The sequence below is a fragment of the Nocardioides sp. S5 genome (genome assembly GCF_017310035.1).
GTDB lineage: Bacteria > Actinomycetota > Actinomycetes > Propionibacteriales > Nocardioidaceae > Nocardioides.
In genome coordinates, this window is record NZ_CP022296.1 from 1,776,078 (window position 1) to 1,803,057 (window position 26,980).

The 26,980-nt window shown below is 67.6% G+C and carries 18 protein-coding genes; 12 read left to right on the top strand and 6 right to left on the bottom strand.

Translation table 11 applies throughout. The features are described 5' to 3' along the window. Positions 1 to 149 precede the first annotated feature (149 nt). The gene (locus tag CFI00_RS08920; RefSeq protein ID WP_207084822.1) at positions 150 to 2,573 is read left to right on the top strand and encodes a phosphoketolase family protein; all 2,424 of its coding nucleotides are present in this window, start codon (positions 150 to 152) and stop codon (positions 2,571 to 2,573) included. A gap of 428 nt (positions 2,574 to 3,001) precedes the next feature. Here the strand turns inward: CFI00_RS08920 and CFI00_RS08925 are convergent. Continuing rightward, a protein-coding gene (locus CFI00_RS08925; RefSeq protein ID WP_242532749.1) for an IS3 family transposase occupies positions 3,002 to 4,191 on the bottom strand; the annotation gives its coding sequence in 2 pieces (ribosomal slippage) (positions 3,002 to 3,910 and positions 3,913 to 4,191; 1,188 coding nt in all). An 805-nt stretch (positions 4,192 to 4,996) separates the two neighbouring features. Then, positions 4,997 to 5,632 (bottom strand): RNA polymerase sigma factor, encoded by a 636-nt coding sequence (locus CFI00_RS08930; protein WP_207084823.1) that lies wholly within the window; start codon positions 5,630 to 5,632, stop codon positions 4,997 to 4,999. Positions 5,633 to 6,377: 745 nt separating this feature from the next. Here CFI00_RS08930 and CFI00_RS08935 point away from each other — a divergent pair. From CFI00_RS08935 to CFI00_RS08975, 9 genes are all read left to right on the top strand, one after another. Then, positions 6,378 to 6,659 (top strand): metal-sensitive transcriptional regulator, encoded by a 282-nt coding sequence (locus CFI00_RS08935; protein ID WP_191281067.1) that lies wholly within the window; start codon positions 6,378 to 6,380, stop codon positions 6,657 to 6,659. 83 nt (positions 6,660 to 6,742) lie between these two features. After that, positions 6,743 to 7,810 (top strand): type II glyceraldehyde-3-phosphate dehydrogenase, encoded by a 1,068-nt coding sequence (locus CFI00_RS08940; protein ID WP_207084824.1) that lies wholly within the window; start codon positions 6,743 to 6,745, stop codon positions 7,808 to 7,810. 72 nt (positions 7,811 to 7,882) lie between these two features. Next, the gene (locus CFI00_RS08945) at positions 7,883 to 10,333 is read left to right on the top strand and encodes a heavy metal translocating P-type ATPase (protein WP_207084825.1); all 2,451 of its coding nucleotides are present in this window, start codon (positions 7,883 to 7,885) and stop codon (positions 10,331 to 10,333) included. A 72-nt stretch (positions 10,334 to 10,405) separates the two neighbouring features. Further along, positions 10,406 to 11,260 (top strand): DMT family transporter, encoded by an 855-nt coding sequence (locus CFI00_RS08950; protein WP_242532750.1) that lies wholly within the window; start codon positions 10,406 to 10,408, stop codon positions 11,258 to 11,260. A 13-nt stretch (positions 11,261 to 11,273) separates the two neighbouring features. Then, positions 11,274 to 14,474: a beta-phosphoglucomutase family hydrolase gene (locus CFI00_RS08955; RefSeq protein WP_242532859.1), complete on the top strand. Its 3,201-nt coding sequence runs from the start codon at positions 11,274 to 11,276 to the stop codon at positions 14,472 to 14,474. 185 nt (positions 14,475 to 14,659) lie between these two features. Next, a complete protein-coding gene (locus CFI00_RS08960; RefSeq protein ID WP_242532751.1) occupies positions 14,660 to 17,443 on the top strand; it encodes a heavy metal translocating P-type ATPase in 2,784 nt (927 codons plus the stop codon). Positions 17,444 to 18,109: 666 nt separating this feature from the next. Continuing rightward, entirely contained in the window at positions 18,110 to 18,589 is a 480-nt protein-coding gene (locus CFI00_RS08965; RefSeq protein ID WP_242532752.1) for a hypothetical protein, read from the top strand. A 77-nt stretch (positions 18,590 to 18,666) separates the two neighbouring features. Next, positions 18,667 to 19,695, top strand: coding sequence for an acetate/propionate family kinase (locus CFI00_RS08970; RefSeq protein WP_242532753.1), 1,029 nt, complete (start codon positions 18,667 to 18,669; stop codon positions 19,693 to 19,695). Positions 19,696 to 20,393: 698 nt separating this feature from the next. Then, positions 20,394 to 20,930 (top strand): DUF2269 domain-containing protein, encoded by a 537-nt coding sequence (locus CFI00_RS08975; protein WP_242532754.1) that lies wholly within the window; start codon positions 20,394 to 20,396, stop codon positions 20,928 to 20,930. A 109-nt stretch (positions 20,931 to 21,039) separates the two neighbouring features. Here the strand turns inward: CFI00_RS08975 and CFI00_RS08980 are convergent, their stop codons facing one another. From CFI00_RS08980 to CFI00_RS08995, 4 genes are all read right to left on the bottom strand, one after another. Next, positions 21,040 to 21,879 carry a F510_1955 family glycosylhydrolase gene (locus CFI00_RS08980; RefSeq protein WP_207084831.1) on the bottom strand — a complete coding sequence of 280 codons (840 nt, stop codon included), beginning with the start codon at positions 21,877 to 21,879 and terminating at the stop codon, positions 21,040 to 21,042. Positions 21,880 to 21,952: 73 nt separating this feature from the next. Beyond that, positions 21,953 to 22,519 carry a DUF305 domain-containing protein gene (locus CFI00_RS08985; protein WP_191281073.1) on the bottom strand — a complete coding sequence of 189 codons (567 nt, stop codon included), beginning with the start codon at positions 22,517 to 22,519 and terminating at the stop codon, positions 21,953 to 21,955. Positions 22,520 to 22,605: 86 nt separating this feature from the next. Then, on the bottom strand, positions 22,606 to 23,073 hold the full coding sequence (locus CFI00_RS08990) for a DUF6153 family protein (protein WP_207084832.1): 468 nt from the start codon (positions 23,071 to 23,073) through the stop codon (positions 22,606 to 22,608). Between the two features lie 597 nt (positions 23,074 to 23,670). Then, the gene (locus tag CFI00_RS08995) at positions 23,671 to 24,204 is read right to left on the bottom strand and encodes a DUF3093 domain-containing protein (protein WP_277988364.1); all 534 of its coding nucleotides are present in this window, start codon (positions 24,202 to 24,204) and stop codon (positions 23,671 to 23,673) included. A 265-nt stretch (positions 24,205 to 24,469) separates the two neighbouring features. On the opposite strand from CFI00_RS08995, the gene CFI00_RS09000 reads away from it, so the two are divergent. Together CFI00_RS09000 and ccsA are read left to right on the top strand one after the other, a co-directional pair. Further along, positions 24,470 to 25,948 (top strand): cytochrome c biogenesis protein ResB, encoded by a 1,479-nt coding sequence (locus CFI00_RS09000; protein WP_207084833.1) that lies wholly within the window; start codon positions 24,470 to 24,472, stop codon positions 25,946 to 25,948. Beyond that, positions 25,945 to 26,856 (top strand): cytochrome c biogenesis protein CcsA, encoded by a 912-nt coding sequence (ccsA, locus tag CFI00_RS09005; RefSeq protein ID WP_207084834.1) that lies wholly within the window; start codon positions 25,945 to 25,947, stop codon positions 26,854 to 26,856. Before CFI00_RS09000 ends, ccsA begins: the two co-directional genes overlap by 4 nt. Positions 26,857 to 26,980 lie beyond the last annotated feature (124 nt).

Sequence of the window (26,980 nt, forward strand, 5' to 3'; positions counted from 1 at the left end):
TCGCGCTGGCAGATGGCGGTTCTGGTGTGCTCAGGTCAAGTTCGCATGAAGATCGTTGGTCCGCCGTCCTGGGCGCCTGTAGGCCCATGGATCAGGGTCTAGGGTCGAAGCGGATCCGGGAAATCTATCGATCGAGAAGGTGAGCGTCGATGACATCCGACCTCGACCGCGCGCGACCTGCAGCTGACCTGGTGGAGCGGCTGGCCCGTCCCGTCCCCAGTGAGGTGGCGTCGATGGACGCCTGGTGGCGTGCCAACAACTACCTGACCATCGGACAGATCTACCTCCTGGACAATCCGCTGCTGCGAGAACCGCTGACCTCTGACCACATCAAGCCCCGCTTGCTGGGCCATTGGGGCACCAGCCCCGGTCTGTCGTTCATCTACACCCACGCTAGCCGTCTGATCCAGCACACGGGCCAGGAGATGGTCTACCTTGCGGGGCCCGGGCACGGAGGCCCCGCCCTGGTCGCAGCTGGTTATCTCGAGGGCACCTACTCCGAGGTGTATCCCCGGGTCGGTCAGGACGAACGGGGCCTACGTCACCTGTTCCGGCAGTTCTCGGCCCCGGGTGGGATCCCCAGCCACGTGTCGGTGACGACGCCAGGTTCGATCCACGAGGGCGGTGAGCTCGGTTACGTGCTCGTCCACGCCTTCGGGGCGGTGATGGACAACCCGGACTTGATCGCTCTGGCTGTGGTCGGTGACGGTGAGGCGGAGACCGCCCCGCTCGAGGGGTCGTGGAAGGGGATCTCGTTCCTCAACCCCGAGCGTGACGGCGCCGTACTCCCGATCCTGCACCTCAACGGCGCGAAGATTTCCGGGCCGACGGTGCTTGCGCGCAAGGACCCGGGCGAGGTTCGCGCGTTGCTCACTGGGCACGGGTACGAGGTGATCGAGGTCGAGGGTGATGATCTGCCGGGGATGCACCACCGGTTCGCCGCGGCCCTCGCCCATGCATGGGGCAAGATCCGCACGATCCAAGCAGCGGCGCGCGGCGGGGAGTGGGACGGATCGCGGCCGCGGTGGCCACTCATCGTCCTGCGGACCCCGAAGGGATGGACCGGCCCGGAGAGCGTGGACGGGGTACGGGTGACCGGGACCTGGCGTTCTCACCAGGTTCCGTTGTCGGGTGTGAAGGAGAACGAGGAGCATCTGCGGGTGCTCGAGACTTGGCTGCGGTCCTACCGCCCCGAGGAGCTGTTCGACGACCACGGCGCCTTGACCGAGATCGTACGGAGCGCCAACCCCGACGGTGCGCTGCGGATGAGCGCAAACCTGCACGCCAATGGGGGACTGTTGACCCGGGAACTCGACGTCCCCGATTTCCGCGACTACGCCGTTGACGTCTCGCACCCGGGTGCTGGCCGTGCCGAGTCCACCAGGAGGCTCGGCGAGCTGATGCGCGACCTGTACCGGGCCAATCCCGACCGGTTCCGACTGTTCTGTCCGGACGAGACCAACAGCAACCGGCTCGGTGCGGTCTTCGAGGCCTCCGACCGCGGCTTCGCTGAGCGAACCGATCCCGACGATGTCGGCATCTCTCGTGACGGACGGGTCATGGAAGTGCTCTCGGAGCACAACTGCCACGGCTGGCTCGAGGGGTACACGCTAACCGGGCGGCATGGCTGGTTCGCCACCTACGAAGCCTTCGCCATGGTCAGCGCCTCACAGACAGTTCAGCACGCCAAGTGGCTGGAAGAGGCCGAGAAGATACCGTGGCGTGCCAAGGTACCCAGCCTCAACATCCTGCTGACCTCCACGGCCTGGCGCAACGACCACAACGGCTTCAGCCACCAGGGCCCGGGACTGATCCAGAACGTCATCACCCAACGCGGCACCGTGGGGCGTGTCTACTTCCCACCCGACGCCAACTGTCTGCTGTCCGTGGCCGACCACTGCCTGCGGTCCCGCTCGTACCTGAACCTGGTCGTGATCGACAAACAACCGCAGCTGCAATGGCTGCCGATCGAGCAGGCCATCGACCACTGTGCCCGCGGTGCCGGCGTCTGGTCGTGGGCCGGCACCGACGACGGGAGCGCCGACCCCGACATCGTCCTGGCCTGCGCGGGCGACGTCGTCACCATGGAGACCGTCGCCGCCGCCGCGATCTTGCGAGAACACCTCCCGCACTTCCGCACCCGCGTCGTCAACGTGGTCGACCTCATGACGCTGACACGTCGAAAGGACCACCCACACGGGATGGACGAGACCCGTTTCAAGGAGCTGTTCACCGACCACGTGGACGTGGTCTTCGCCTTCCACGGATATCCCGGGGCCGTGCACCAGCTCGTCCACGGCCGTCCGGATGCCGACCGGTTCCGCGTCCGCGGCTTCATCGAGGAGGGCACCACCACGACACCGTTCGACATGGTCGTGCGCAACAGGGCATCGCGCTACCACCTCGTGATGGACGCCCTCAACAACGCCCGACGCACACCTCCGGGAGCCAGCGACCTCAAGGCATGGTGCCAGCAGAGACTGGCAGAGCACGAGACCTACGTCATAGAGCACCTCGAGGACATGCCCGACATCCGCGAGTGGGTCCTGGGCGACTGGGCAGACCAAGGCTGAGGCGCGCGCCGGAAGCGTCCAAGTGCGCGCATCGTGCGTGGTGGGGTCGTCCGACTCTGCTGCGGACACGGTGGGTTGCGCCATGCTGAGGACCAAAGCACCCCGATGGTTGACCTGAGGAGATACTTCCGTGCCCATCTCACCGCGCCCTCCCAGTGAGCTGGCGACGGGCACCCACCGGCTTCACCCGGACCCTTCGATCAACTTCCAGCTCGACCGGTGGATTGCTTGGACCGGGGGACGCGCGCTGGGCGACATCCGCAGGATCGCTCCGCAGCTCACGGACTACGAGACGAATCGGCGCCTGTCCCTGGAGCTGGCCCACACTGCATACGGCGAGGGTGACCTGCTCCGGGCCGCATTCACGTGCGGGCGGCCGAGTTCTTGGGTCTGCCCCGGATCTGGTTGACACTCGCGGTTTGTAGTAGTCAGGCCGCTGCTGCGGTCGCGTAGATCATCTCAAACTCGACTGGGGTGAGCTTGCCGAGGGCTCGTTGGCGACGGCGGCGGTTGTACTTGGTTTCGATCCAGGTGACGATCGCGAGCCGCAGCTCCTCGCGGGAGTCCCAGCGGCGGGTGTCGAGCACGTTCTTCTGCAACAGGGAGAAGAAGCTCTCCATGCTGGCGTTGTCCCCGGCGCCGTAAGAGCGGCCCATCGAACCGACCAGGTCGTTGTTCGCCAGCAGCCGCTGGGTCTTCTTCGCTCGAAATTGACCGCCCCTGTCGGAGTGGCAGATCGTGCCATCCGGCGAGCGCAGCGCGATCGCGTTACGCATCGCTGCCCGAGCCAGACTCGACTTCATCCGTGAGTCGATGGAGTAGCCGACGATCTTGTTGCTGAACACGTCCTTGATCGCGCAGATGTAGAGCTTCCCTTCCCGCGTGGGGTGCTCGGAGATGTCCCAGAGCCAGACCTTGTTTGGCGCGTCGGCGACGAACTCGTGCCGGACCACGCCGTGCTCGTCGACGACTGCGAGGAGGTCGTCGTGCGGCGCCGGCCCGGTCGATCCGGCCTTGGACCGCTTCTTGTGGTGGCTGGCGGTGATCCCGGCGATGCGGCAGAGCCGGTGCACGCGGTTCTCGCCGGTCTTGATGCCGTGCTCGAGTTCGAGCTCGTCGGTGAGGAACCTGTAGCCCAGGGTCGCGTCGTCCTCATGAAGGTCGTAGAGGACGTCGATAACGTGGGCGTCGTTCCAGTCCCGCTGGCACACGGGATCTTTGAGCCACTTGTAGTACCCCGCAGTCGTCAGACCCAGCACCCTGCACGCCACCGCGACCGGCACCCTGATCAGGGCACCGGCCGAGGCCATCTCATGGACGAGCGGGAAGACTATTTTCCCGGCAGGTTCGCCTGCGACAGGTAGGCGGCCGCCCTGCGGAGGACCTCATTCTCCTGCTCCAGGAGCCGGATCCGCTTGTTCGCTTCGCGCAGTTCCTTGCGGTCGTCGTCGCTCACACCGGGACGCTTGCCGTCCTCGATATCGGCGCGCTTCATCCAGTTCGCCAGCGAGCCTTCAGAGATGCCGAAGTCCTTCGCGATCTGGGACAGGGGCGCCTGGCCCTTGCGGGCCACGGCCACGACGTCGTCGCGGAACTCTTTGGGGTAGGGCTTTGCCACGGGGGACATCCTTCCGCCTGAGGCCGAAACCTCAGAGGTCAGGTGTCAACCGAACTCGGGGCAGACCCTATGCCAGCAGCAACGATGTTGGTGCAATGAATGACAAGGCGAGTTCAGCGCGCTTCTACTGAGCCCGGGGCTGCGAGCCGGGCGGGGGCCAGACCGACCCGGAACGTCCCTCGTCTGCGCCTGGCCGGGAGGTGGCTTCGCGAAAGATGCCGCCTCCCGGACGGGCCGTGACGAGATGTCGAGGTTCAGTCCAGCACCAAGAGGCCGGGCAACCCGAGTTGGTTGCAGGTCGCGGAGTCGCCTGGAAAGACTGCTGCCTGCCCATTGGGCAGAACGCAGGGAACCAGCTCGGGGATGGGGTACTCGCCTGTTGGTGAGGGCTCGGGCGTGGGATCGCCTCGGTCCTGCCAAAGAGCGCCAGCACGCCACTCTGCTGCGCACATCTCGACCAAGTTGGACACGACATCGGGTGTCCATCCATCGCTACTGCGGGTCGCGTTCGCTGCCGTGGAGCCAGGGAAGTCGTTGTCGAAGTTCCGGCTGACCTCCCAATAGCAGCGGCCGGAAGTAGTGACAGTTGCGGGCTTGAGATACTCGATGATCGTCGTGGCGGCTGCGGCGCCACCTCCAATGGTCAGGACAGCCGCTCCAGCAACGACAGCCGTGCGTCGGGACCAACGCTGGTGGCCAGATGAGGAAGCACTGGATTCCAGTGCCATTGCGAGGCGAAGACGGGCGATGTCCGCGCGCTTGCGATCGGCGGGTAGGGGCGGGAGCCGCCCGGGGATGTCGTGTCTCATGGTGCTTCTCCTGGTCCGAGGTTGGTGGCCGGCTTCCGTGTCGTGGCCGGGGCGCCGGGCGGAGTCGCAGGAGCGGGGAGCTCGGTTTGAAGGGCGTCGCGGAGCCGCATGCGAGCCCGAGACAGCCGCGACTTCACAGTGCCGACTGGGACGTTGAGGGCCATGGAGATCTGCTCGTAGGTCAGCTCAGAGGACAAACTCAGGGCGATGACGTCGCGCTCGTTCTCGGGCAATCGATCCACCGCAACCAGCACACGGGCAGCCTCGGCCTTCGCGTCGACCCTTGCCGCCACGTCGCCCTCAACATCGTCGGTGAGCACGCCGAGCGGGAGACGTTGCAACAGGCTGCGGTGGCGTCGCTTGGCCCTAGTCGTGTTGCGAACAACGTTGTGCGCAATGCCGAACACCCATGCAAGACCCGCGGACTCGGCGCGCAGCGTCGCGCGCAGCCGCCAAGCCTCAAGAAACACCAGCGAGGTGCAGTCTTGCGCCGTTTCCCACTCGCCGGTGCGTCTCAAACAGAACCCGAACACGGGATCAGACAGCTCGGCGTAGAGCGTCTCGAAAGCAATCGCGTCGCCAGCACGCACGCCGGACCACAGTTCGCACCCGTCGATCTGTCGCTCGGTCACATCAGTTAGTGTCCGCGCCTCGGCAAGGGTTCCAGAAACCGGCCGCAGATCTTGAAGCGATCAGGCAGTCAAGCAGGCGCTCATGCTCGCATCGGTAGCGGGGCCCACCTCCAATCTTGAGCTGGACGAATCTGGCCTCCATGGCGGCGCCACTGGTCCACCCCACAGGAATGCCGCAACTGAAGGGGCCTTGGGATAACTCCCTGGTGCCAAGTCAGACCGTCACACCGGGGCCAGTTGCGGTTGACAAACTCACCCAGCGGCGTTCCTGAAGATGGCGACACGCTTCCAGACCGCGTCGTACTCTCCCCGCGTAGCCGCCGACTGCCTCCTGTTGGCAGCGGCGGAGGACCACTATGTCCCCCCTGACCCAGTTCCATCAGCAGTTCGCCACCCTGACCGGTGCCCGGTCAGTGACCGGTCATGTCCTCACCCGAGCCGACAACGCCCAGGCCCACTGCCACGTCGGCAACATCGATCTCTCCGTGGCGCTGATCAGCAGCTGGCTGGACCAGATGGCCGGACTGGACCAGGCACGAGATCAGTCAGCTCGGCGGGCTGACCCGGACCGTCCGGCAGGCCTCACGGACAGTCCCGACGGAACTTCATAGAACCTTCACCGGTGCCATGCAGAACCCTCATCGGGCCGCGGTTACCTGAAAGACACCAAGGCATACCACACCCCGGTACGGTCCACGTATCCGACGGGATGCGGGTTGCCCCCACCGATGGGAGGAGAACCGCCATGGCGAGCGGCAGCAGCGTGCAGCGAGAGCTGATCAATCGGCTGAGCCGCATCGAGGGTCAGGTGCGGGGCATCTCGCGGATGGTGGATGAGGACAAGTACTGCATCGACATCCTCACCCAGGTGTCGGCGGCGTCTCGTGCCCTGCAGTGTGTGGCCCTGCAGCTGTTGGAGGACCACATGCAGCATTGCCTGATCGACGCGGCACGGGCAGGCGGCCCGGAGCGCGACGACAAGCTCAAGGAGGCCTCGGCAGCGATCGGCCGGCTCGTTCGCAGTTAGCGGACCGCCGGCGTGAGCACGATCCGCTCCACCAAGCCCAACAGCCCACGCACACCAACCGATCAGAACGAAGGAGAGCTCTCGTGACTCAGGACGTGATTCGCGTGGCGGTCAACGGCTACGGGGTGATCGGCAAACGGGTCGTGGACGCGGTCTGCGCCATGCCGGACATGGAGCTGGTCGGCGTCGCCGATGTAGTCGGGGACTGGCGCATTCGCGCCGCGGTCGGGCAGAACATCGCGGTCTTCGCCGCGACCGGTCAGGCCGACGCCGCGATGCGTGCCGCCGGCGTGCCGGTGGCGGGGAGCCTGGAGGACCTGCTTGCCACGGTCGATGTGGTGGTGGACACCACCCCGAAGAAGATCGCGACGGCCAACGTGCCTGCCTACCGGGCGGCTGGGGTGAAGGCGGTGTTCCAGGGTGGTGAGGCTCATGCCACCACTGGGCACTCCTTCGTTGCGCAGGCCAACTACGCCACCGCGGTCGGGCGGGACATGACCCGGGTCGTGTCGTGCAACACCACCAGTGTGGTCCGGGTGCTGGGCGCGTTGCAGGACGCCAGCCTGCTGGCACGCGCCCGGGGCGTGCTGATCCGGCGTGCCACCGACCCGGGGGAGTCCCACCTGGGCGGGGTGATGAACACCGTCGTGCCTGAGGCGTCCATTCCTTCCCACCAAGGCCCGGACGCACTCACGGTACGACCAGACCTGGACGTGGTGACCATGGCCGCAAAGGCGGCGCATACCCAGACCCACAACCACTACTGGACCCTGCAGCTGACGCGTCGCGCCAGTCGGGAAGAGGTGCTGGAGGCGTTGCGAGCCGCCCCGCGGATCGCCTTCATCAAGATGGCGGACGGACTGACCGGGTTGAACACCACCGTCGAGCTCATGCGGGACCTCGGCCGTCCCCGCGGCGACATGTGGGAGGTCGCGATCTGGGAGGACGTGCTGGCGGTGCAGGATGACGAGGCGTTCTTGACCTACCAGGTCTACAACGAGGCAATCGTGATCCCAGAGACGATCGACGCGATCCGAGCCTTGACCGGCAGCGTGCCCGACGGAGCGACGTCGATCGCGATGACCGACCAGGCCCTGGGCATGCGCAGAGAGTTCCTCCCGCAGCCGGTGCGGGCACTCACCGACGGCTGATCACCAGCACGGCGGCGCGACCATCGGTCGCCCCGGGACAGGCACAGCGGCTGAGCCGCAGAAGGAGACGACATGAACAGCCAGACCACCGTCCTCGAAGTCGGCGGACTGCACTGGGCCACCTCACAATCGGTGGTCGAGAAGGCGCTCGCGCGCCGCCCCGGCGTGCTTGGAGTGGAGGCGAACGCGGTCAGTCAGACCGCGACCGTCACCTACGACCCGACCCGAACCTCGCTCGCCGAGCTCACGGGCTGGGTCCGCGACTGCGGCTACCACTGCGCGGGCCGTGCGGTGCCGGAGCACGTGTGCGACCCCATGGACGAACCGGACGGGAGCCACCCCACGCACCACCCGACCCGCGAGCACCACCCCGCCGGCCACGAGACGCAACTGGTGGACGAACCGCAGGTAGGCGACCAGCCAGGGCATGAAGGTCACGAGGGACGGTCGGCGCAGGAGGTCATGGGCCACGGCGGGCACCACGGCGCCATGTCGATGGAGGGCATGACCAGGGACATGCGCAACCGTTTCGTCTTGGCTGCGCTGCTGTCGATTCCGATCACGATGTGGTCACCGATCGGCCGGGACCTCCTCGGGTTCACCGCGGCGGCCCCGTTCGGGCTGCGCGACGATGTGTTCACGCTGACCTTGTCGTTGCCGGTGATCTTCTACTCGGCGTGGATCTTCTTCGACGGCGCCTACCGGGCGCTGCGGGCGAAGACCCTGGACATGATGGTGCTGGTCGCCGTCGCGGTCGGCACCGGCTGGTTGTACAGCCTGGCGGTGACGTTGACCGGCGGTGGGGAGGTCTTCTACGAGGCAGCCACGGTCCTGACCAGCTTCGTGCTGCTCGGCCACTGGTTCGAGATGCGGGCCCGCGGCGGGGCGAACGAGGCGGTGCGCACACTGTTGGAGCTGGCACCGCCCATGGCGGTGGTGCTCCGCGACGGGACCGAGGTGGAGGTGCCCACCGCCGAGGTCGTCGTTGGCGACCTGCTGCTGGTGCGACCGGGCTCGAAGATCCCCGTGGACGCCGTCGTCGAGGACGGCGAGTCCGAGGTCGATGAGTCGATGGTCACCGGTGAGAGCCTGCCGGTGAGCAAGGCGCCGGGCGACGAGATCATCGGCGCGTCGATCAACACCACCGGCACGCTGCGGGCCCGGGCGACGAAGGTCGGTTCGGACACCGCGCTGGCCCAGATCGTCGCCATGGTCCAAGAGGCACAGAACTCCAAGGCGCCGGGCCAACGGCTCGCCGACAAGGCCGCGTTCTGGTTGGTGTTCGTGGCCCTCATCGGCGGCACCGGCACGTTTCTGGTGTGGTGGCTGGCAGGGGCCAGCGTGCCGACCGCAGTGTTGTATGCCATCACCGTGGTGGTGATCACCTGCCCGGACGCCCTCGGGCTGGCCACCCCGACCGCGATCATGGTCGGCACCGGGCTGGGTGCCAAGCGCGGTGTTCTCTTCAAGAATGCGACCGCCCTGGAGACCTCGGCCCGGATCGACACGGTCGTGATGGACAAGACCGGCACCCTGACCAAGGGCGAGCCGGAGGTCACCGACGTGGTGGTCCACGGGCTGAGCGAGGACGACGTCCTCGCGCTGACGGCCGCGGTGGAGCGCGAGTCGGAGCACCCGCTGGCGGCTGCGGTGGTCAGGTACGCCGAGGCCCGACAGGTCCCGCGCCTGGAGGTTGCTGGTTTCCGCAACGTGCCCGGACACGGCGCCGGCGCGCAGGTGGCGGGCCGCCGGGTGCTGGTGGGCAACCGCAAGCTGATGGTCGACGAGGGCATCGACATAGCCGCACTGGTGGCCCGCCGTGACGAGCTGGCGGCGACCGGCCGGACCGCGGTGATGGTGGCGGTGGACGGCACCGCGGCCGCGGTGATCGCCCTGGCCGATGCCGCCCGGGACACTGCAGCGCCGGCGGTGGCGGCGCTGCACGAGGCCGGCATTGAGGTGGTGATGCTCACTGGCGACAACGAGGCCACCGCCAAGCGGATCGCCGGCCAGCTCGGCATCGACACCGTGATCGCCGACGTGCTGCCTGGGGACAAGGCGGACAAGGTCGCCGAACTCCAGAGGGCCGGCAAGAAGGTGGCCATGGTGGGCGACGGCGTCAACGACGCGCCGGCGTTGGCCACCGCAGACATCGGGATCGCGATCGGTGCGGGCACGGACGTGGCGATCGAGACCGCGGACGTGGTGTTGATGCGCTCGGATCCCCTCGACGTGCCGATCGCGCTGCGGATCGGCAAGGGCACGCTTCGCAAGATGCGACAGAATCTGGGTTGGGCGATCGGCTACAACGTGATCGCGCTGCCGATCGCGGCCGGAGTCTTCGAGCCCTCCCTCGGGATCTCGTTGAGCCCCGAGCTCGCGGCCCTGTCGATGTCGGGGTCCTCGTTCATCGTCGCGGTCAACGCCCTGCATCTCAAGCGGCTTCACCTGCCTTCGGCGCCGCCGGCCGCGGCGACCGGCGCCCCGGGCCGGCGGGTGCCGGCACCGGCTGGCACGTCCTGACGCATGTCATCCTCGAGTGCCACGGATCTTCCCGCCTTGCTACCCAGTGCGGGGCGGCCCCGCCCGGGACGGATGCTGTTCGTCACCGCGGCATGGGGCGCCTGCTTCGTGGCCATCGAGTGGGGGCTGCGGGACGCACCGGTGCTCTGGTTCGCCGCACTCCGCGGACTCGTGGCGGGCGTGGCACTGTTGCTGCTCGCCGGCGCCCAGCGGCGCCCAGCGCCGCCGGGGCTCCGGGTCTGGGGACAGATCACGCTGCTGGGCCTGGTCAACGTCACGATCGCCTTCGCCGCGATGTTCGCCGGTGTCGCAGGACTGGCCACGGGCACCGCCGCGGTGCTGGCGAACGCCCAGCCGTTGCTCATCCTTCTCCCGGCGTGGTGGCTGTACGGGGAGGCGCTGTCGCGGCGGACCGTGATGGCGATGGTGTTCGGGTTCGCCGGCCTGGTGCTGGTCGCGGTGCCCGGCGGGGGTGGGGAAGGGGCGGTGTTGTCACTGACTGCGGCGACGGCGATCACAGCCGGAACGCTGCTGTCCCGCCGACTGGGTGGGCTGGACGTGATCGTGACGACCGGTTGGCACTTCGTGATCGGGGGAGTGGCCGGCGCGGCGCTCGCGGCCGCGGTGGAGGGTGCACCGCTGATCGCGTGGACGCCGCGGTTCGTCGCGGTGCTCGGATTCCTGTCCCTGATCGGCACAGCCGCCGCGTTCGTGGTGTGGTTCACCGAGGTCCAGCGTTCCAGGCTGGACCAGCTGAGCGCCTGGACCTTCCTGACCCCCGTGTTCGGCATCGCCCTCGCTGCGCTGGTGCTGGGGGAGAGGCCGGACGGCTGGACCGCGATCGGGCTGTTCACGGTGCTGGTCGCGCTCTGGATCATCCTGCGGCCGCAATCGGCCGGTTCCGCCGACGCCGACGAGGCGCTGTGAGGATGGAGAAGTGATGAAGGACCTGACGCCCACCGGTGCCGTGCCGCCCCAGGATGCGGTGATCTTCGACATGGACGGGGTGGTCACCGACACCGCTTCGGTCCACGCGCAGGCGTGGAAGAGGCTGTTCGACGCGGTGCTGAACGACGACCGGGCGCAGGCAGGCGCCGGAGGTACGCCGCGGCCCTTCGACGCCGACGCCGACTATCGCCGCTACGTGGACGGACGGTCGCGGGAGGACGGGGTCGCGGCCTTCCTGGCCGCCCGCGGTATCGACATCCCGACCGGGTCACCGCTGGACCCGCCCGGTGGCTGGACCGTGCACGGGCTTGCCGCGTCGAAGAACGAGATCTACCGCGAGCTCCTCGCCGAACACGGGGTGAGGGTGTTCGCCGGCACTGTGGAGCTGCTGGAGCGGCTGCGGGCCGGGGGTGTGCCGGTCGCCCTGGTCACCGCGAGCCGCAACGCGGAGGCGTTGCTCGCTGCGGCCGACCTCGGTGGGGTCTTCGATGTCGTGGTGGACGGCGAGGTGGCCATCGAGGCCGGGCTGCCGGGCAAACCGGACCCGGCCACTTTCTTGGAGGCCGCGCGCCGCCTGGGCGTGGCTCCAGACAGGGCCGCGGTGGTCGAGGATGCCGTGGCGGGGGTGCAGGCGGCCCGCCTCGGCGGTTTCGGGCTGGTGGTGGGTGTGGACCGGTCCGGGCATCGGGAGGCGCTGGAAGCCGCCGGTGCGGACCTGGTGGTGGAGGACGTCTCCCAGCTGGACCTCGGCGCGCTACGGGTCGACCCGTGGCTGCTGGTCTACCAGGGGTTCGACCCGGCTCATGAGGGGCACCGAGAAGCGCTGACCACGCTCGGCAACGGCTACATGGGAACCCGGGGTGCGGCCCCGGAGCGGTCCGCGGACGGCGTGCACTACCCCGGTACCTACCTGGCCGGGGTCTACAACCGGCTCACCTCCACCGTGCACGGCCGGGAGGTGGAGGACGAGCACCTGGTCAACGCCCCGAACTGGCTGTGCCTGGACATTCGTCCCGGTGAAGGATCGTGGTGGTCGCAGGGCGGCCTGTCGGTGTCGGACGAGCGCCGGGAGCTCGACCTGCGAAGGGCGGTGCTGACCCGGCACGCGGTGCTCACCGACCCTGCCGGTCGGCGACTGCGGTTGACCCAGCGGCGGTTGGTCTCAATGGCCCGGCCCCACCTGGCCGCCCTCGAGACCACCCTGGTCGCCGACGGTTGGAGCGGCACGGTGAGCATCGTCTGTGGCATCGACGGCGGGGTACGCAACGGCAACGTAGCGGAGTACCGGCCTCTGGCCGATCAGCACCTGCGCACGGTCTCCGACGAGGAGGTCGATCCGGGCACCCTGCTGGTGGAGGTCGAGACGATCCAGAGCCGGATCGGCATCGCCACCGCAACCCGCACCACCGTGACCACGACGGGAGTGACCCGTACCGGTGCCGTCGGCTCAACCACCACGAACGAGTCGCGGGCGGGGCACGGCTTCGAGCTGACGTTGAGAGACGGGGTACCGGTGACGGTGGACAAGACCGTCGCGGTGTTCACTTCTCGCGACCGGGCGATCGCCTCGCCGCGGCTCGCGGCGCTCGCGGAGCTGGCCTGGGCACCGAACGGACTCGGTGACCTGCTGCCCGCCCATGAGGCGGCATGGCAACGGCTGTGGGACCGGTTCGCCATCGAGCTGGATGCTGACCGGCAGACCCAGCTGACGCTCAACCTGCACCTGTTCCACCTGCTGCAGTCGCTCTCCCCGCACACAGCCGGCCTGGATGCCGGAGTGCCGGCCCGAGGCCTGCACGGGGAGGGCTACCGGGGGCACGTGTTCTGGGACGAGCTGTTCGTGCTGCCGGTGCTCAGCTCGCACCTGCCCTCGGTGACCCGCGCGCTGCTCGACTACCGGCACCTCCGTCTCGACGCAGCCCGCCGCGCTGCCACCGCCGCAGGTCTGGCCGGCGCAATGTTCCCGTGGCAGAGCGGCAGCGACGGCCGCGAGGAGACCCCCGGCCAGCTGTACAACCTGCTGTCGGGTCGGTGGGTGGCCGACAACTCCCGGCGCCAACGCCACGTCGGGCTCGCGGTCGCCTACAACGCCTGGCAGTACTATCAGGCCACCGGTGACGGCGACTGGCTGTCCCACCGTGGCGCCGACCTGATCATCGAGGTGGCCCGGCTGTTCACCAGCCTGGCCACCTACGACGGCGGCGAGGACCGGTTCCACATCGTCGGGGTGATGGGGCCCGACGAGTACCACGACGGCTACCCCGGGGCCTCCGGCGAGGGGCTGCGGGACAACGCCTACACCAACGTCCTCACCGCCTGGGTCTGCCAACGCGCCGTAGACATCTTGGGCCTGACGGCCGGACACGACTGCGACACACTGCACTCGCGCCTCAACATCGGGCCCGACGAGCCGGCCCGCTGGGAGCACCTGAGCCGCCGCCTCACGGTGCCCTTCCACGACGGGATGATCAGCCAGTTCGCCGGCTACGAGTCCCTGGCCGAGCTGGACTGGGACCACTACCGGGCCACCTACGGCAACATCGGGCGGCTCGACCTGATCCTGGAGACCGAGGGAGACACCACCAACCGGTACAAGCTCGCCAAGCAAGCCGACGTCCTCATGCTCATCTACCTCCTCGGCCCCGACGGACTCGCCGAAATGCTGCGCCGCCTCGGCTACCCCGACCGCCCAGGCCTCGTCGAGGACACCGTGGAGTACTACTTGGGACGGACCGCGCACGGCTCGACGCTGAGCCGCGTCGTGCACGCCTCGGTGCTCGCGCGTATGGACCCTGCGCGCGGGTGGCGCACCTTCCGGGAGGCGCTGGCCGCCGATCTGGACGACACTCAGGGCGGAACCACCCGCGAAGGCATCCACCTGGGGGCGATGGCCGGGACCATCGACATCATCACCCGCGCCTTCGCCGGGATCCGCAGCGAGGACGATGTGGTGGTGTTCGAGCCGCGCCTGCCAGAAGGATTGCGGTCGGCTCGGTTCACCATCGTGCACCGGGGCCAACGACTGCGGGTGGTGGTCACCCCAGACGTGCTGGAGGTGCACGCCCAGCTCTGCGCCACCAGAACGGAGGTCCGGATCCGGGTTGGAGGTGAGAACCTGGCCGTGGCCCCAGGGGAGCGCGTGGTGCTTCGGTGGACGCCGCGAACAGGTGCGCGGCCGGGCCGGATGCGCTGATCACGATGGTCGGGTCCGAACACGACCTGATCGTGCCGACCTTCACGGGATCTTCACCCAACGTCCAGTGGGTTTATACCTCTCGCTTGTTGAGTGGATACCAGTTACCCGCACGGGGTATGAGAGCGGTTGCCGCGGCAGCCGGGAGGTGTGAACAAGTCATGAGCGTGCAAGATTGGCTCGTCGTGGGGGCAGCAGCCGCGTTGACTGCCCTTCTCGGCTGGTACTTTTTCGGCCCGAAGAGCAGCCGACGGGCAGACCTCAGCGATGGCGTACAAGTCGCCACCGTCACCGTGAAGGGCGGCTACAGCCCCAGCTTGGTCGAGGTGCAGGCCGGAACGCCGGTGCGGCTACTCTTCGACCGGCAGGAGAGCGGCGACTGCTCCTCCCGCGTGGTGTTTGCGGACTTCAAGATCAACCAGACCTTGCCCGCCTACGCCACCACTGCAGTGGAGTTCACGCCGACCGAACCTGGTGACTTCGAGTTCGCCTGCGGCATGAACATGCTGCACGGCCGCCTCCGCGTCGCGGCAGCGTCGAGCGCCACCTCTCCCAGCGCCGACCCCTTGGGCGTCACGGCTGTCCTGGTCCGGTCGGATCCAACGGCCGATAGTGTCGAGCCAGCCGTCAGCACCGTTGGTCCGGCAACTTCGGCGACCGGAGTTCCGCGAGCTGGTGACGGGTCGGTCGGCTCCATGCATGGGTCGTCGACGCAGCCGGAGTCGGAGGGGGACGCTGAGGAGCGGGAGCGCGCAGCCGAGATCACGGATCTGCGTCGCCGGGTGGTCTTCGGTGCGGTTCTCACTGTTCCAGTGCTGCTGGCGGTCATGCTCACCGAGTTCTTCGACGTCACCTGGGTGCCGGACCTGCTGATGAACCCATGGCTCCAGCTGGCACTCATCAGCCCGGTGATGGGTTACACCGGCTGGCCGATCCACAAGACAGGCTGGCTGGCACTGGCGCACCGCAGCGCCGACATGAACTCCCTGATCACGCTGGGCACCATCGCGGCCTTCGGATACAGCCTCGTGGTGACGTTCGTCCCCGGCGTCCTGCCTCAGGACGTCCGCGAGGTCTACTACGAGGCCGTCGGGGTCATCATCACCCTGATCCTGCTCGGCAGGCTCCTGGAGACCAAGGCCAAGGCCGGCACCGGCGAGGCGATCAGGACCCTGATCGGCCTGCAACCGCGGACCGCGCGGATCGTCCGAGATGGCGTGGAGCTGGAGGTGGCCATCGACGACGTCAGGCTCGCCGACGTCGTGGTGGTTCGACCGGGCGAGAAGCTGCCCGTGGACGGGGAGGTCCTCGAGGGCAGCTCGTCGGTCGACGAGTCGATGGTCACCGGAGAACCGATCCCGGTCACCAAGAAGCCCGGCGACGCCGTCATCGGGGCCACGATCAATCAGACCGGAACCTTCCGGTACAACGCCACCAAGGTCGGGGCCGACACCATGCTGGCTCAGATCATCAACCTGGTGCGCCAGGCCCAGGGGTCCAAGGCGCCCATCCAGCGTCTGGTGGACAGGGTGTCCAGCTACTTCGTCCCTGCCGTCATCGGCATCGCGATCTGGACCTTCGTCATCTGGGCGCTCGTTGGGCCGCCGCCCGCCTTCGTCTTCGCCCTCGTCGCCGCCGTCTCCGTCCTGATCATCGCCTGCCCGTGCGCACTCGGACTGGCCACACCGCTGTCGATCACCGTGGGCACTGGCAAGGGGGCCACCGCAGGGATCCTGATCCGATCCGCGGAGGCCTTGGAAACCGCCCACAAGCTCGACACGGTCGTGCTCGACAAGACCGGAACGATCACCAAGGGCACACCCGCGCTGACCGACGTTCGCCCCACAGGTGGGTACACGAAGGACCAGCTCCTCGCTCTCGTCGCTGCAGTTGAGCGCTCCTCAGAGCACCCACTGGCCGCAGCCATCGTCGCGGGCGCCCACGCCCGGGACCTGGACCTTCCCGAAGTCATAGCCTTCGACTCGGTGACAGGGCAAGGCGTGCGCGCGCTCGTCGAGGGCCGCGAGGTGCTGGTCGGCAACCACCGCCTGCTCACGGGGGCCGGCATCGACATCCAAGCCCTCCAGCGCGACGTCCAGCTCCTCGCCGCCGACGGCAAGACCCCGATGTTGGCGGCCGTGGATGGTGACGCGGCGGGTGTAATCGGGGTCGCGGACACGCTCAAGGACGGCTCAGCAGCGGCGGTGGCGGCGCTCGTGCAGCGCGGCATCGAGGTCGTCATGATGACCGGCGACAACCGCGCGACAGCCGCCGCGATCGCCCGTCAGGTGGGAATCAACCGGGTGGTGGCCGAGGTCATGCCCGAGCACAAGGCTCGGGAGGTCAAGCGCCTCCAAGGAGAAGGCCGCATTGTCGGCATGGTCGGCGACGGGATCAACGACGCCCCGGCATTGGCGCAGGCAGACGTCGGCTCCGCCATCGGCACCGGTACCGACGTGGCGATCGAGTCCTCCGACATCACCTTGATCTCCGGGGCCCTGTCTGGGCTCGTCACGGCAGTGGACCTCTCGCGCGCCACCATGCGCAACATCCGGCAGAACCTGGTGTTCGCATTCCTCTACAACGGCTTGGGGATCCCGATCGCCGCGGGGGCTCTGTACCCGACCTTCGGCTGGACACTGAGCCCGATGATCGCGGCTGGGGCCATGGCGCTGTCTTCGCTGTCCGTCGTGGCCAACGCCAACCGGCTGCGCGGATTCACCCCACAACCAGTCCACGACGTCGCCGACATTCGAGCCACCGACCCGGTGGTGGAGGTGGGAGGCGACGAAGAAAAGGAGATCACCATGTCCGAGAGCGCCACCGACCCCGTCTGTGGGATGAGCATCGATCCGACGTCCGCGGCAGCGTCCGCCGAGCACGGCGGCCGCACGTTCTACTTCTGCTCCACCCACTGCGCGGACCAATTCCGCGCTGAGCCCGACACGTACGCCACCGCCGCCAACTAGGGAAGCAGTCGGACCCGCCACCTTTGGCCGGGTGGGGCCTGCAACACGACGGAGCGTTTCTCTGAGCAGCCGACGGTCTCCCACCGAACCTGCTCCATTCCTGCTCGCGGTCGAAGCATGGGATCCGGAGCCGAGTCCCGACTGCCGTCGCCGCCCATCCTCGGCTGAACGAGGCCGGCCGAGGGCGCCGCGGGCTAATGCCTCTCTTCGAGTGACTTGGTGCCTGTCGGCGGCACAGTGGTAGCGACTAGCCTCGCTGAGGCGCGGTACGCGACGCCGCGGGGAGCGAGAGGAGCACCGAATGGCGCACACCACCGCCACTATTGAAACCGGGACCGGACCGCTCGACGGCGACGAGCTGCGCCATATCGACACGTGGTGGCGGGCAGCCGACGACCTCAGCGTCGGACAGATCTACCCCTGGGAGACGAGTTGCGAGCCGATCGTCGCCGGGCACGGCAAACGACGACTGCTCAACCACTGCGGCACGACGCCGGGCACGAACGCTGTCTACGCTCACCTCAATGTGGCGGACATAGCTCGGGACATGGAAGTGGTGCAGGTCATCGGGCCGGACACGGCAATGCGGGCCAGGTGGCGTGCGCCGGGTTGCAGGACACCTACAGTGAGGTCCGTGCCCGCATCAGCTTTGAGGCGGTGCTACCGATGCTGCACCTCAACGGCTGCAAGATCGCCAACCCCACAATTCTTAAGCGACTTCCCAACGACGTCGACGCGCTACTGCGGGGCTGCTGGCACACCCCGCGCGTTGTGTCCGTCGACAACCCAGCCGAAGCGCACCAGGTGTTAGCGGCGACGCTCGAACTCTGCCCGGGCGGGATCCGTGACGTCCCGGGGGCAGTTCACCCCGGCGAAATCACGGAGTTGGCGTCCGCGCGTGCCCGGTGGGCGACGATTGTGCTGCGGTCACCGCACGGCTACCGCCCCGAGCGCGTGACCGACAGCGTCCCGCGGCTGAGTGTCGTCTCTGCGCACCCCCACAAGCTGATGGAGCACAAGCGCCACGTCCGCGAGCAAGGCGAGGACCTGCCAAGGATGCGCGAGTGGCAGTGGCTATCAGAGGAGCACCCGGTCATGGTGACACCGAGGCCGAGACCGAAGTTTTCGAGGGTTGAGGGACGGTGATCTCCGACCGGGTGTTGGTGGTCAACGCTGGCTCGTCGAGCCTGAAGCTCGCCGTGCTGGACGGGCACAATCATCGCGTGGCAGGCACGACCGTCGAACGCTGGCAAGGCGCCGGCCACGTCGAGCCGATCGCCGACTTCCTCGAGGGTTGCGAGGAGATCTCCGCGGTCGGCCATCGAGTGGTCCACGGTGGTCCCCGGTTCGCTGGGCCGGTGGTCCTCGATCCGGAAGTGGTTGAGTACCTGGCCTCGATCACCGACCTGGCCCCGCTTCACCAGCCGCGAGCGGTCGCCGGCATCCGCGAGGTGTCCCGGCTCCTCGACGTACCAGAGGTCGCCGCGTTCGACACCGCCTTTCATGCCACGCTAAGCCCCGCTGCGCGCACCTACGCTCTGCCCCGGGAGTGGAACCATCGGTGGCATCTGCGACGCTACGGCTTCCACGGGCTGTCCCACGCGTGGGCGGTCCGTCGGGCCGCGAACCTCGTCGGTCGTCCCCTCGACGAGCTGCGGATCGTGAGCTGCCATCTGGGCGCCGGCGCCTCGCTGGCAGCGGTGAGGGCCGGCCGCTCGGTCGACACCACGATGGGCTTCACACCGCTCGCCGGCCTGGTGATGGCCACCCGTTCGGGTTCGATCGACCCCGGCTTGGTGACGTGGCTCCTCGAGCGTGGCAGCCTCGACGTGAACACGCTCACCGCGGCGCTCGAGCAGGAGTCGGGCCTGCGGGGTCTGTCCGGCACCTCCGGCGACCTGCGTGAGGTGCTCAGCGGCCGGGCTCGCGGCGATCCCGATTGTGCCCTCGCCTTCGACGTCTACGTGCACACGCTGGTGCGCGAGATCGGCGCGATGGCCGCGAGCGCCGGCGGGCTCGACGTCCTGGTCTTCACTGGCGGTGTGGGCGAGCACTCCGCTCAGGTCCGCGCCGCGGCTGCCGAGCGACTCAGCCATCTCGGCGTGGCGCTCGACGCCGGTGCGAACGACGCAGCGCGGGCAGACGCGATCATTGGGGGTGAGACTTCAACAGCCTCAACGGTAGTCGTGACCGCCGCCGAGGACGTAGAGATCGCCCGGCTTGTGCGTGAAGTTCTGGGTGCAGGCGTCTGAGCCGAGCACCGCACCAAGCGTGTTGCCGCGAACTTCATTCGTGCGGTTCTGGACGGCAGCCTTTATGCCGGGGTCGAGAACATAGAACCGGAGAACGATGAACCCCCATTGTCCCGCCCCGCGACGGGCCGATGTGTCCACGTGAACGTCGACACGAGGACAGGCCATGGTGACCACGCAGACTGGCTTGTCCCCAGGCTTGGGTCGGTGACCCAGCTGCGGTCGCTCTTCAGTCGTCAACTCCGCACCTTGGGCCCGAGCGGCCGACAGCGAGCAAGACCGAGCAATATCGCCCGCCAGCATTCGTGCAGGTCGGCGCCAGTTACCGCATCAAAACCCACGACTCCGCTGCGTGCTTGGTGAGTGTCGCGGGCTGAAATCGTGTCAGCCCGACCCCGCTCGGCCATACGCCTCGTCGCAACAACTGACATTATGTGGATGTGACCAAGACCCCATCTCGAGTGAACAAGGGACGAGTTCTTGATGGCCGCCGATGACGACAAGCGGCCAAGCGGGAGGACGGTTCACGACGACGACGTACCTCCGAAGATGCCGTCCTGGGTCAAGTACCTCCTTCTGGGACTGCTCGCTGCGGTCGTCGTTGCCGTGCTGACCATGCTCGTGGTGGGTGGGGAGCACGGGCCCGGCCGCCATGGTGCGTCGCATTCCGCACCCGCTGGGATAGCTGGGTTGCAGGCGTGGCAGTGACCGTCCCACGGCCCTGCCGGCGCCTGCTGCTAGCGGTGCACCTGGGGTGCTCGGTCGGCTGGATTGGCGCCGTCTGCGCGTACCTCGCGCTGGCGTTCGCAGTACCCGCGACAGAAGACCCCGAGGTAGTCCGTGCGGCGTGGATCGCGATGGACCTGGTGGGTTGGTACGCGGTAGTGCCGCTCGCGGCAGGCGCGCTGCTCACCGGAGTGGTGATGGGAGCGGTGACGAAGTGGGGCTTGCTTCGGCACTACTGGGTGGTGATCTCGCTGGTCGGCACGGCTTTGTTGACCGCGGTGCTGGTCTCTCACATGCCCGACGTCAGCGCCCGAGCTGACATCGCCCGCGTCGCGGACGACGAGGACCTGCTGATGATGAGCAGCGACATCGCTCATGCCGTCATTGGGCTGGTGCTGTTGCTCGGCATCTTGGTGCTGAACATCTACAAACCCAAGGGTTTGACCCGCTACGGCTGGCGGAAGGAGCGGGCGCACGCGCCGGGACGTCAGACCGCGGCCAGCATCTGATCGGAGCGGCTTTCGCCGCAGCTCTTTCACGCGTGGTGCACCCGCGACGTGCGGTGGGAGCACCGCGACGGTGCGACGCCTGGCGCTTCCTCGTCCTCCCGCGACCCTTTCACAGCACGCGGGACCAGGCGTCTCCGTCATCAGTTGACTGGTAGACGGCCGTCTCGGTTGCGGCGTACCAGCCCTGGTCGCTGATGGTGAACGCGGCCGGTTGACCATCGATCGAGCCGACCTCTCGCCAGGTTCGACCGGTGTCGGTGCTGACCTGGACGACGCCGTTGGGGTCGATACCGGCCAGGGTCCCGTCCGCAGTGGTGTCGAGGTACATCATGGGCGGTCCGCCGAGCTCACGGGTCTCGCCGGACCCGGCGTCGATGCTGACGAGTCGGCCGTTGCCGTTGGTCGCGGTCAGCGGGACGCTCTCGTCGACGGCCGCGACGCTGATCAGGGGGCCCTGGAACACCTCGTCAAAGCTCTTCCGATCCTCCGTTCGCAGCAGGCGGCCTGAGGTGGCGTCGTATGCGTAGAGGGCATCACCGGCGGGCTCGAGGATGTGGAAGTCCGCCTCGCCTTGGAGGGCGAGCGGCGTCCAGGTCTCTCCGGCATCGGTGGACTCGATCAGGCCCAGATGAGCGGGCAGGTCCTCAGTGAGGTCCGGGTGCCCGCTTCCGAGGAAGTGGCCGGGGCCGACGACGGTAAACGCCATCGTGTCCTGGTACCGGTCGGCGACGCGGCTCGGCCGACCGCTCTCGTCAATGTGGAAGAGGCCGAAGTGGGTGGCGACGTAGAGGCTGTCGTCGGCCGGGTCGACGCCGAGACCATGGATGTGGCCGACGCTCGTGTCCTCATCGGCGGTGGGCGCTGTCGTTGTGGTGCCCTTAGCGCAGGCGCCCGTTAGAAGAGCGGCGCCGAGGAGGACGGCAGTGAGGGCGGCGTTGGGTCGTTTCATGACGGCGGCTCCGGGGGAGATGTGGTGCCGGGCGGGCGGATTGGCTCCGCCCTGCCCGGCTCCAGGAACGAGATCAGGAGTTCAGCAGGTCCTGCATTGTCTGGATCTCTTCTGCCTGCGTCGCTTCAATCTCCTCGGCCATGGCGACCGCCTCGGGGAACTCACCCTCAGACTGCTCGGTCTGGGCCATCTCGATCGCACCCTCGTGGTGCTCGATCATCATGGTCAGGAACATCTGGTCGAACTCGGCGCCGGATGTCGCCTCAAGGTCGGCCATCTCGTCGTCGGTCATCATCCCAGTCATGTCGTCGGACGACATGTCGCCGTGATCCATGCCCGACATGCCCTCGTCGGGGACGTCCTCGCCCCATGACTCCAGCCACCCGGTCAGTGTCTCGATCTCAGGACCCTGCGCTGCCTCGATGTCGGCGGCGAGCTCCCTGACCTCCTCGCTTTCCGCGCGTGACTCGGCGAGTCCTGCCATCTCGATGGCCTGCTGGTGGTGGGGGATCATCTCCTGGGCGAATGTGACGTCGGCGTCGTTGTACCCGCCGGCGGTATCAGCCTCATCCTCGTTGCCACAGGCAGCGAGGATGAACAACGACGCCGCCAGGACGGCGGTAATCAGCGACTTGCGCATGAGTGTTTCTCCATCTGTGTGATCGGGTGTCTGGGTAGGCGAAACTCGAGCCGCTCAAAGGATGGGCGCCTCGTGGCGGAGGCCTGTCAGCAGCGGATCACACACAGCATGCCGAGGTCGGGCGGGTCGCGGTCGCGCCCGATGAACAGTGGGAACTGCCACGTGGGCTGCAGGGTGCGAGGGATGCGGACGCCCCTACGTTCGAGCAGAAGGGCGATTCCCCACAGCAGGCCGGCCAGCACGGCTAGGCAGAGGCCAAAAGCCCCAACTCCGCTCTCGCTGACGGGCTCCCCGGAATCCCATCCCGCTACGTGACCAGCGACGATCTGTTCGGAGATATCCGGGGCACTGGCGTCCCGTCCGGAGTGGTCATGCCAGATGGGGTCGCTCGCGGCGATCATGACGTTCGCGCTCTCGGGCATCGCTCTCATGGAGTGAGTGCCGGTATGGGAACCCCAGCCGTGCATGGACAGAAGGCCGAACAGCGCGATGGCCACCGCGGCGAGCGCGTAACTCGGGCCGCGGACCGAGGCCGGTCTTCGAAGCTCCAGCATGGGCACCATCTTAGGCAGCCACCTGGTCACGAGTTCCCAGGCACTTCAGTTGTTGCGACGGTGCCTGCGGGCTTTGAGGTGATCCTCGGTGCCCTACTTGCGCCTCTCGATGGCGGCGCGATCACTGGTATGCATGGTTTCGCTGAGCATCGCCATGGACCCCTCGGATACGTGGCGGCCGGTGCCCGCAACCCCTTCGTCGTGCCTGTCGATGAGGACCGCACCGACGAGCCTGATCAGTCGTCGGGGTTCGGAACGACATGACCACCACCACCGCCCCCCCTCCCCACCTACCACCACCACAGGGCGGTGGCGCCTGATCTCCTCAATTGACCCGCTCGAACGATGGGCCCGCTCGAGCGGGTCGATCGACCAGAGCTCTTGCGTCATTCAGCCTTGAGGAAGTCGGTAAACGCGGAGACCTCGACTTGACGGCAGCCCCACCTGCGCGCGATCCCGCTCCTCGCGCTCCAGTTTCTGGCGTGCCTTTTCTCTGTTTGCCGCTGCTCACGTGCCCCTCGGTTGAGTCACCCGGTGGGGGACCGTCTGCGTCAGACTATCGGGACCAATAGGCGGTCTGGGAGTCGCGTCGGGGCCTCAGGGATGCTGCTGAACTCGACCTCCATCGCTCCCGAGTACTGCTGCGAGAGCCGAGGCCCGGCGAGAGCTCACGAGCCAGTACGGCGTGGGATCCTGCGGATCGTTGATGTCGATCCGAACGCCGGTCGAGATGTAGGGACGCAACAGAAGGTATGCGCATGCACTTGCCTTTGGGCCAGCCCACGATCGCATCTCGCTCGCGTCCAACGCTGTGATCCGGCCCAGGTGACGTCGTTCAATCCGAGCTTGCCCGGCATAGGGCCACCGAGCGGTCACGACGATCCTGGGGGACCCATAGGAGCTGAGAAGGGTGGCCATGGTGGCTGTGAGCACGGCTGTCACGATCCACGCGAGACGCTCGGGAACGACGACGATCATGGCCAACCAGAAGCTTGCGACCATCACGGACCACTGAACCCACCACCGGATCGGGACGCGCAACCGCTCCGAATAGGGGGGTCGGTCGCGCTCGCCGTCAGAATGCTTGTCTAGGGAACGCAACGCTGCTCCTCGGTTGCTCTTGGTCGCCACGGTGCCGACGTTCCCGTCCCATGGGCGCCTCAAGGGATGACGGGTTGTGACCGGGTGGGTGGGGTGCGAGCATGACCACCCGGGCCCTGAGAACCCGATCTACTAAACAGGATAGTATTCCACGGTGGATGTCGCGCCGGCTAAGTACGAGCTCGGATCGGAAGAGGCCCACCGGTCCCGTCCGAGGGAGCCTAATGAGCCAGACCGACCGCGCCCCTCGGAGGTGTCGGCTTGGGGACGCTGGGCGTGGCGCCGTCTCACCTCGATGCGCACCGCCATCGTGCTGCTCGTACTCCTCGCCCTCACCGCCGTCCCCGGCTCCTTGTTGCCGCAGCGCGGAGTCGCCAGTGACCCGGCTGCGGTGGCGAATTTCTACCGTGCGTACCCCGATCTAGCGCCGTGGCTGGACCGCCTCTTCCTGTTCAACGTCTTCAGCGCTCCCTGGTTCGCTGCCGTCTACGTGCTCCTTCTGGTGTCCATGACCGGCTGTGTCGTGCCGCGGTCGGCCCAACTGTGGCGTGAGTACAGGGCTGCTCCGCCGCCGAGCCCGCGTCACTTGGCGCGAGAGGCTGGCCATCACGATGGTCCAGTCGCGCGGCCGGACGATGCCCTTGATAGCGCAGTCGCCCACCTTCGTGACCGGCGGTTCCGCGTGACGCGCACGCAGAACGAGGTGCGCGCAGAGAAGGGCCGCCTGCGGGAGCTCGGCAACCTTGCGTTCCATCTCTCGCTGCTGGTACTTCTCTTCGGCATCGCCGGCGGCAAGCTGTTCGGCTACGAGGGTCGCGTTGCCCTGGTGGAGGGAACCACGTTCGCCAACGTCACTTCCTCCTACGACGCCCTGGCGCCAGCACCGTGGGCCGACCTTGCCGGCCTGGAACCTCTGGAGCTGACACTCGAAGACTTCGCGGCGGAGTTCGAGACCGAGGGGGTCCGCTTCGGGGAGCCGCGGAACTTCGAGGCAGCGGTCTCCTATGACAGCGTCGAAGAAGGCGACGGCTCGTTCACGATCCGCCCCAACCGGCCTCTCGACATCAATGGGACCAAGTTCTTCCTCACCGGCCACGGGTACGCGCCAGAAGTGACGGTGCGGGACGGCAACGGCGATGTCGCGGTCTCCGGGCCGATCATCTTCTTGCCAGTGGACCAGGCATTCACCTCCGACGGTGTCGTGAAGGCGCCAGATGCACGCCCAACGTCCTTGGCGCTGCGGGGGTTGTTCCTTCCCACGGCCGTCGAGGGCCCCAACGGCATGGGGGTCTCCGCCTATCCGGACATGGTGAACCCGATCGTGCAGTTCGTGGCCTACACCGGCGACCTGGGGCTCGATGACGGAAACGCCCAGTCGGTTTACGAGCTCGACTTCACCGACCTCGAGCAGGTGCGCGACGCGGACGGCAAGCCGTGGCGCGTGTCGCTTGCCCCTGGGGAGAGCGTACGACTGCCGGACGGCCTCGGATCCGTGACGTTCGACGGGCTCTCTCGTTTCGCCAACTTCCAGATCGCCCGGGACCCTGGCAAGGAGGTCTCGCTGGTCGCCGCCATCCTCCTGATGGTCGGGCTCACGGCATCGCTCGGGATCCCCCGCAGGCGGATCTGGGTGCGCCGCAACGACGACGGCACCATCGAACTCGCCGGACGGTCCCTGTCGCGCCGCCCCGTACCGCCCGGCCTGCTGCAAGACCTCGCGGCAACCATCGGCCTGCCGCCGGCAGGTGCCGGTCAGCACAAGGAGGAAGAATGACGTGGTTCGACGCAGCGCGCCTGTCGGATGGTCTCGTGACATCCGCACTCGGCGTCTTCATGCTCGCCCTCGTCGTATTCGCGATTGCTGCGGCCGTGTCGCGCAGCAGGCCCGTCACGCTTGTGACGCTGTCCAGGCCGGGGCTCGTGCTCGCCCCGCCGGGAGACGACGCGAGCGCACGTCCCGCGCCCCGCCGGGGCGCTGCCCAGCTGGGCCGTGCAGGAGGTGCCGTGATGGTGATCGGCACCATCCTCCTGTGTCTGGCCGTCGTCGCGCGAGGAGTCGCGGCGGGGCGGGCACCGTGGGGAAACATGTACGAGTTTGGACTGACCGGGTCGGCGGCTGTGGCCGTGGCCTTCCTGGCCTACGGCCGTCAACGGTCCGTAGGAAGCCTCTCGCCCTGGACGGTTGCACTGGTCCTGTTGCTGCTGGGCGTGTCTGTCACCTCGCTGTACACCCCCGTGGACGACCTGGTGCCTGTCCTGAACTCGCGATGGCTCGTCATCCACGTGGTGGCGGCGATCGCCGCAGGGGCTCTGTTCACCGTCGGAGCGTTGGCCACCATCGCCCACCTGGTGCGCCAGCGCAGGGGCAAAGAGGAGGACGATCACTACTCCGACCTTGCTTACACGGTGCACCTGGTGGCATTCCCGATCTGGACCTTCGCCGTCATCGCCGGTGCTGTGTGGGCCGAGAACGCCTGGGGTCGCTACTGGGGATGGGACCCCAAAGAGACGTGGGCGTTCATCACCTGGGTGTTCTACGCCGCGCACCTACACGCGCTCTCGACCGTCGGTTGGCGGCGACGCGCTGGCTGGCTGGCCATCGCCGGTTTCTCGGCATTCCTGTTCAACTTCTTCGGGGTCAACTTGTGGATCCCCGGCCTTCACTCATACGCGGGAGTGTGACGAGATGGACGGCACAGGCCTCTCCACCATCATCCTCGGACTGATCGCTACCATCGGCACCGGCGTTGCGCTCTACGTGGTGTCCAAGGCGAAGTGGTGAGCTCGATCTGGAAACCGCTCAGCT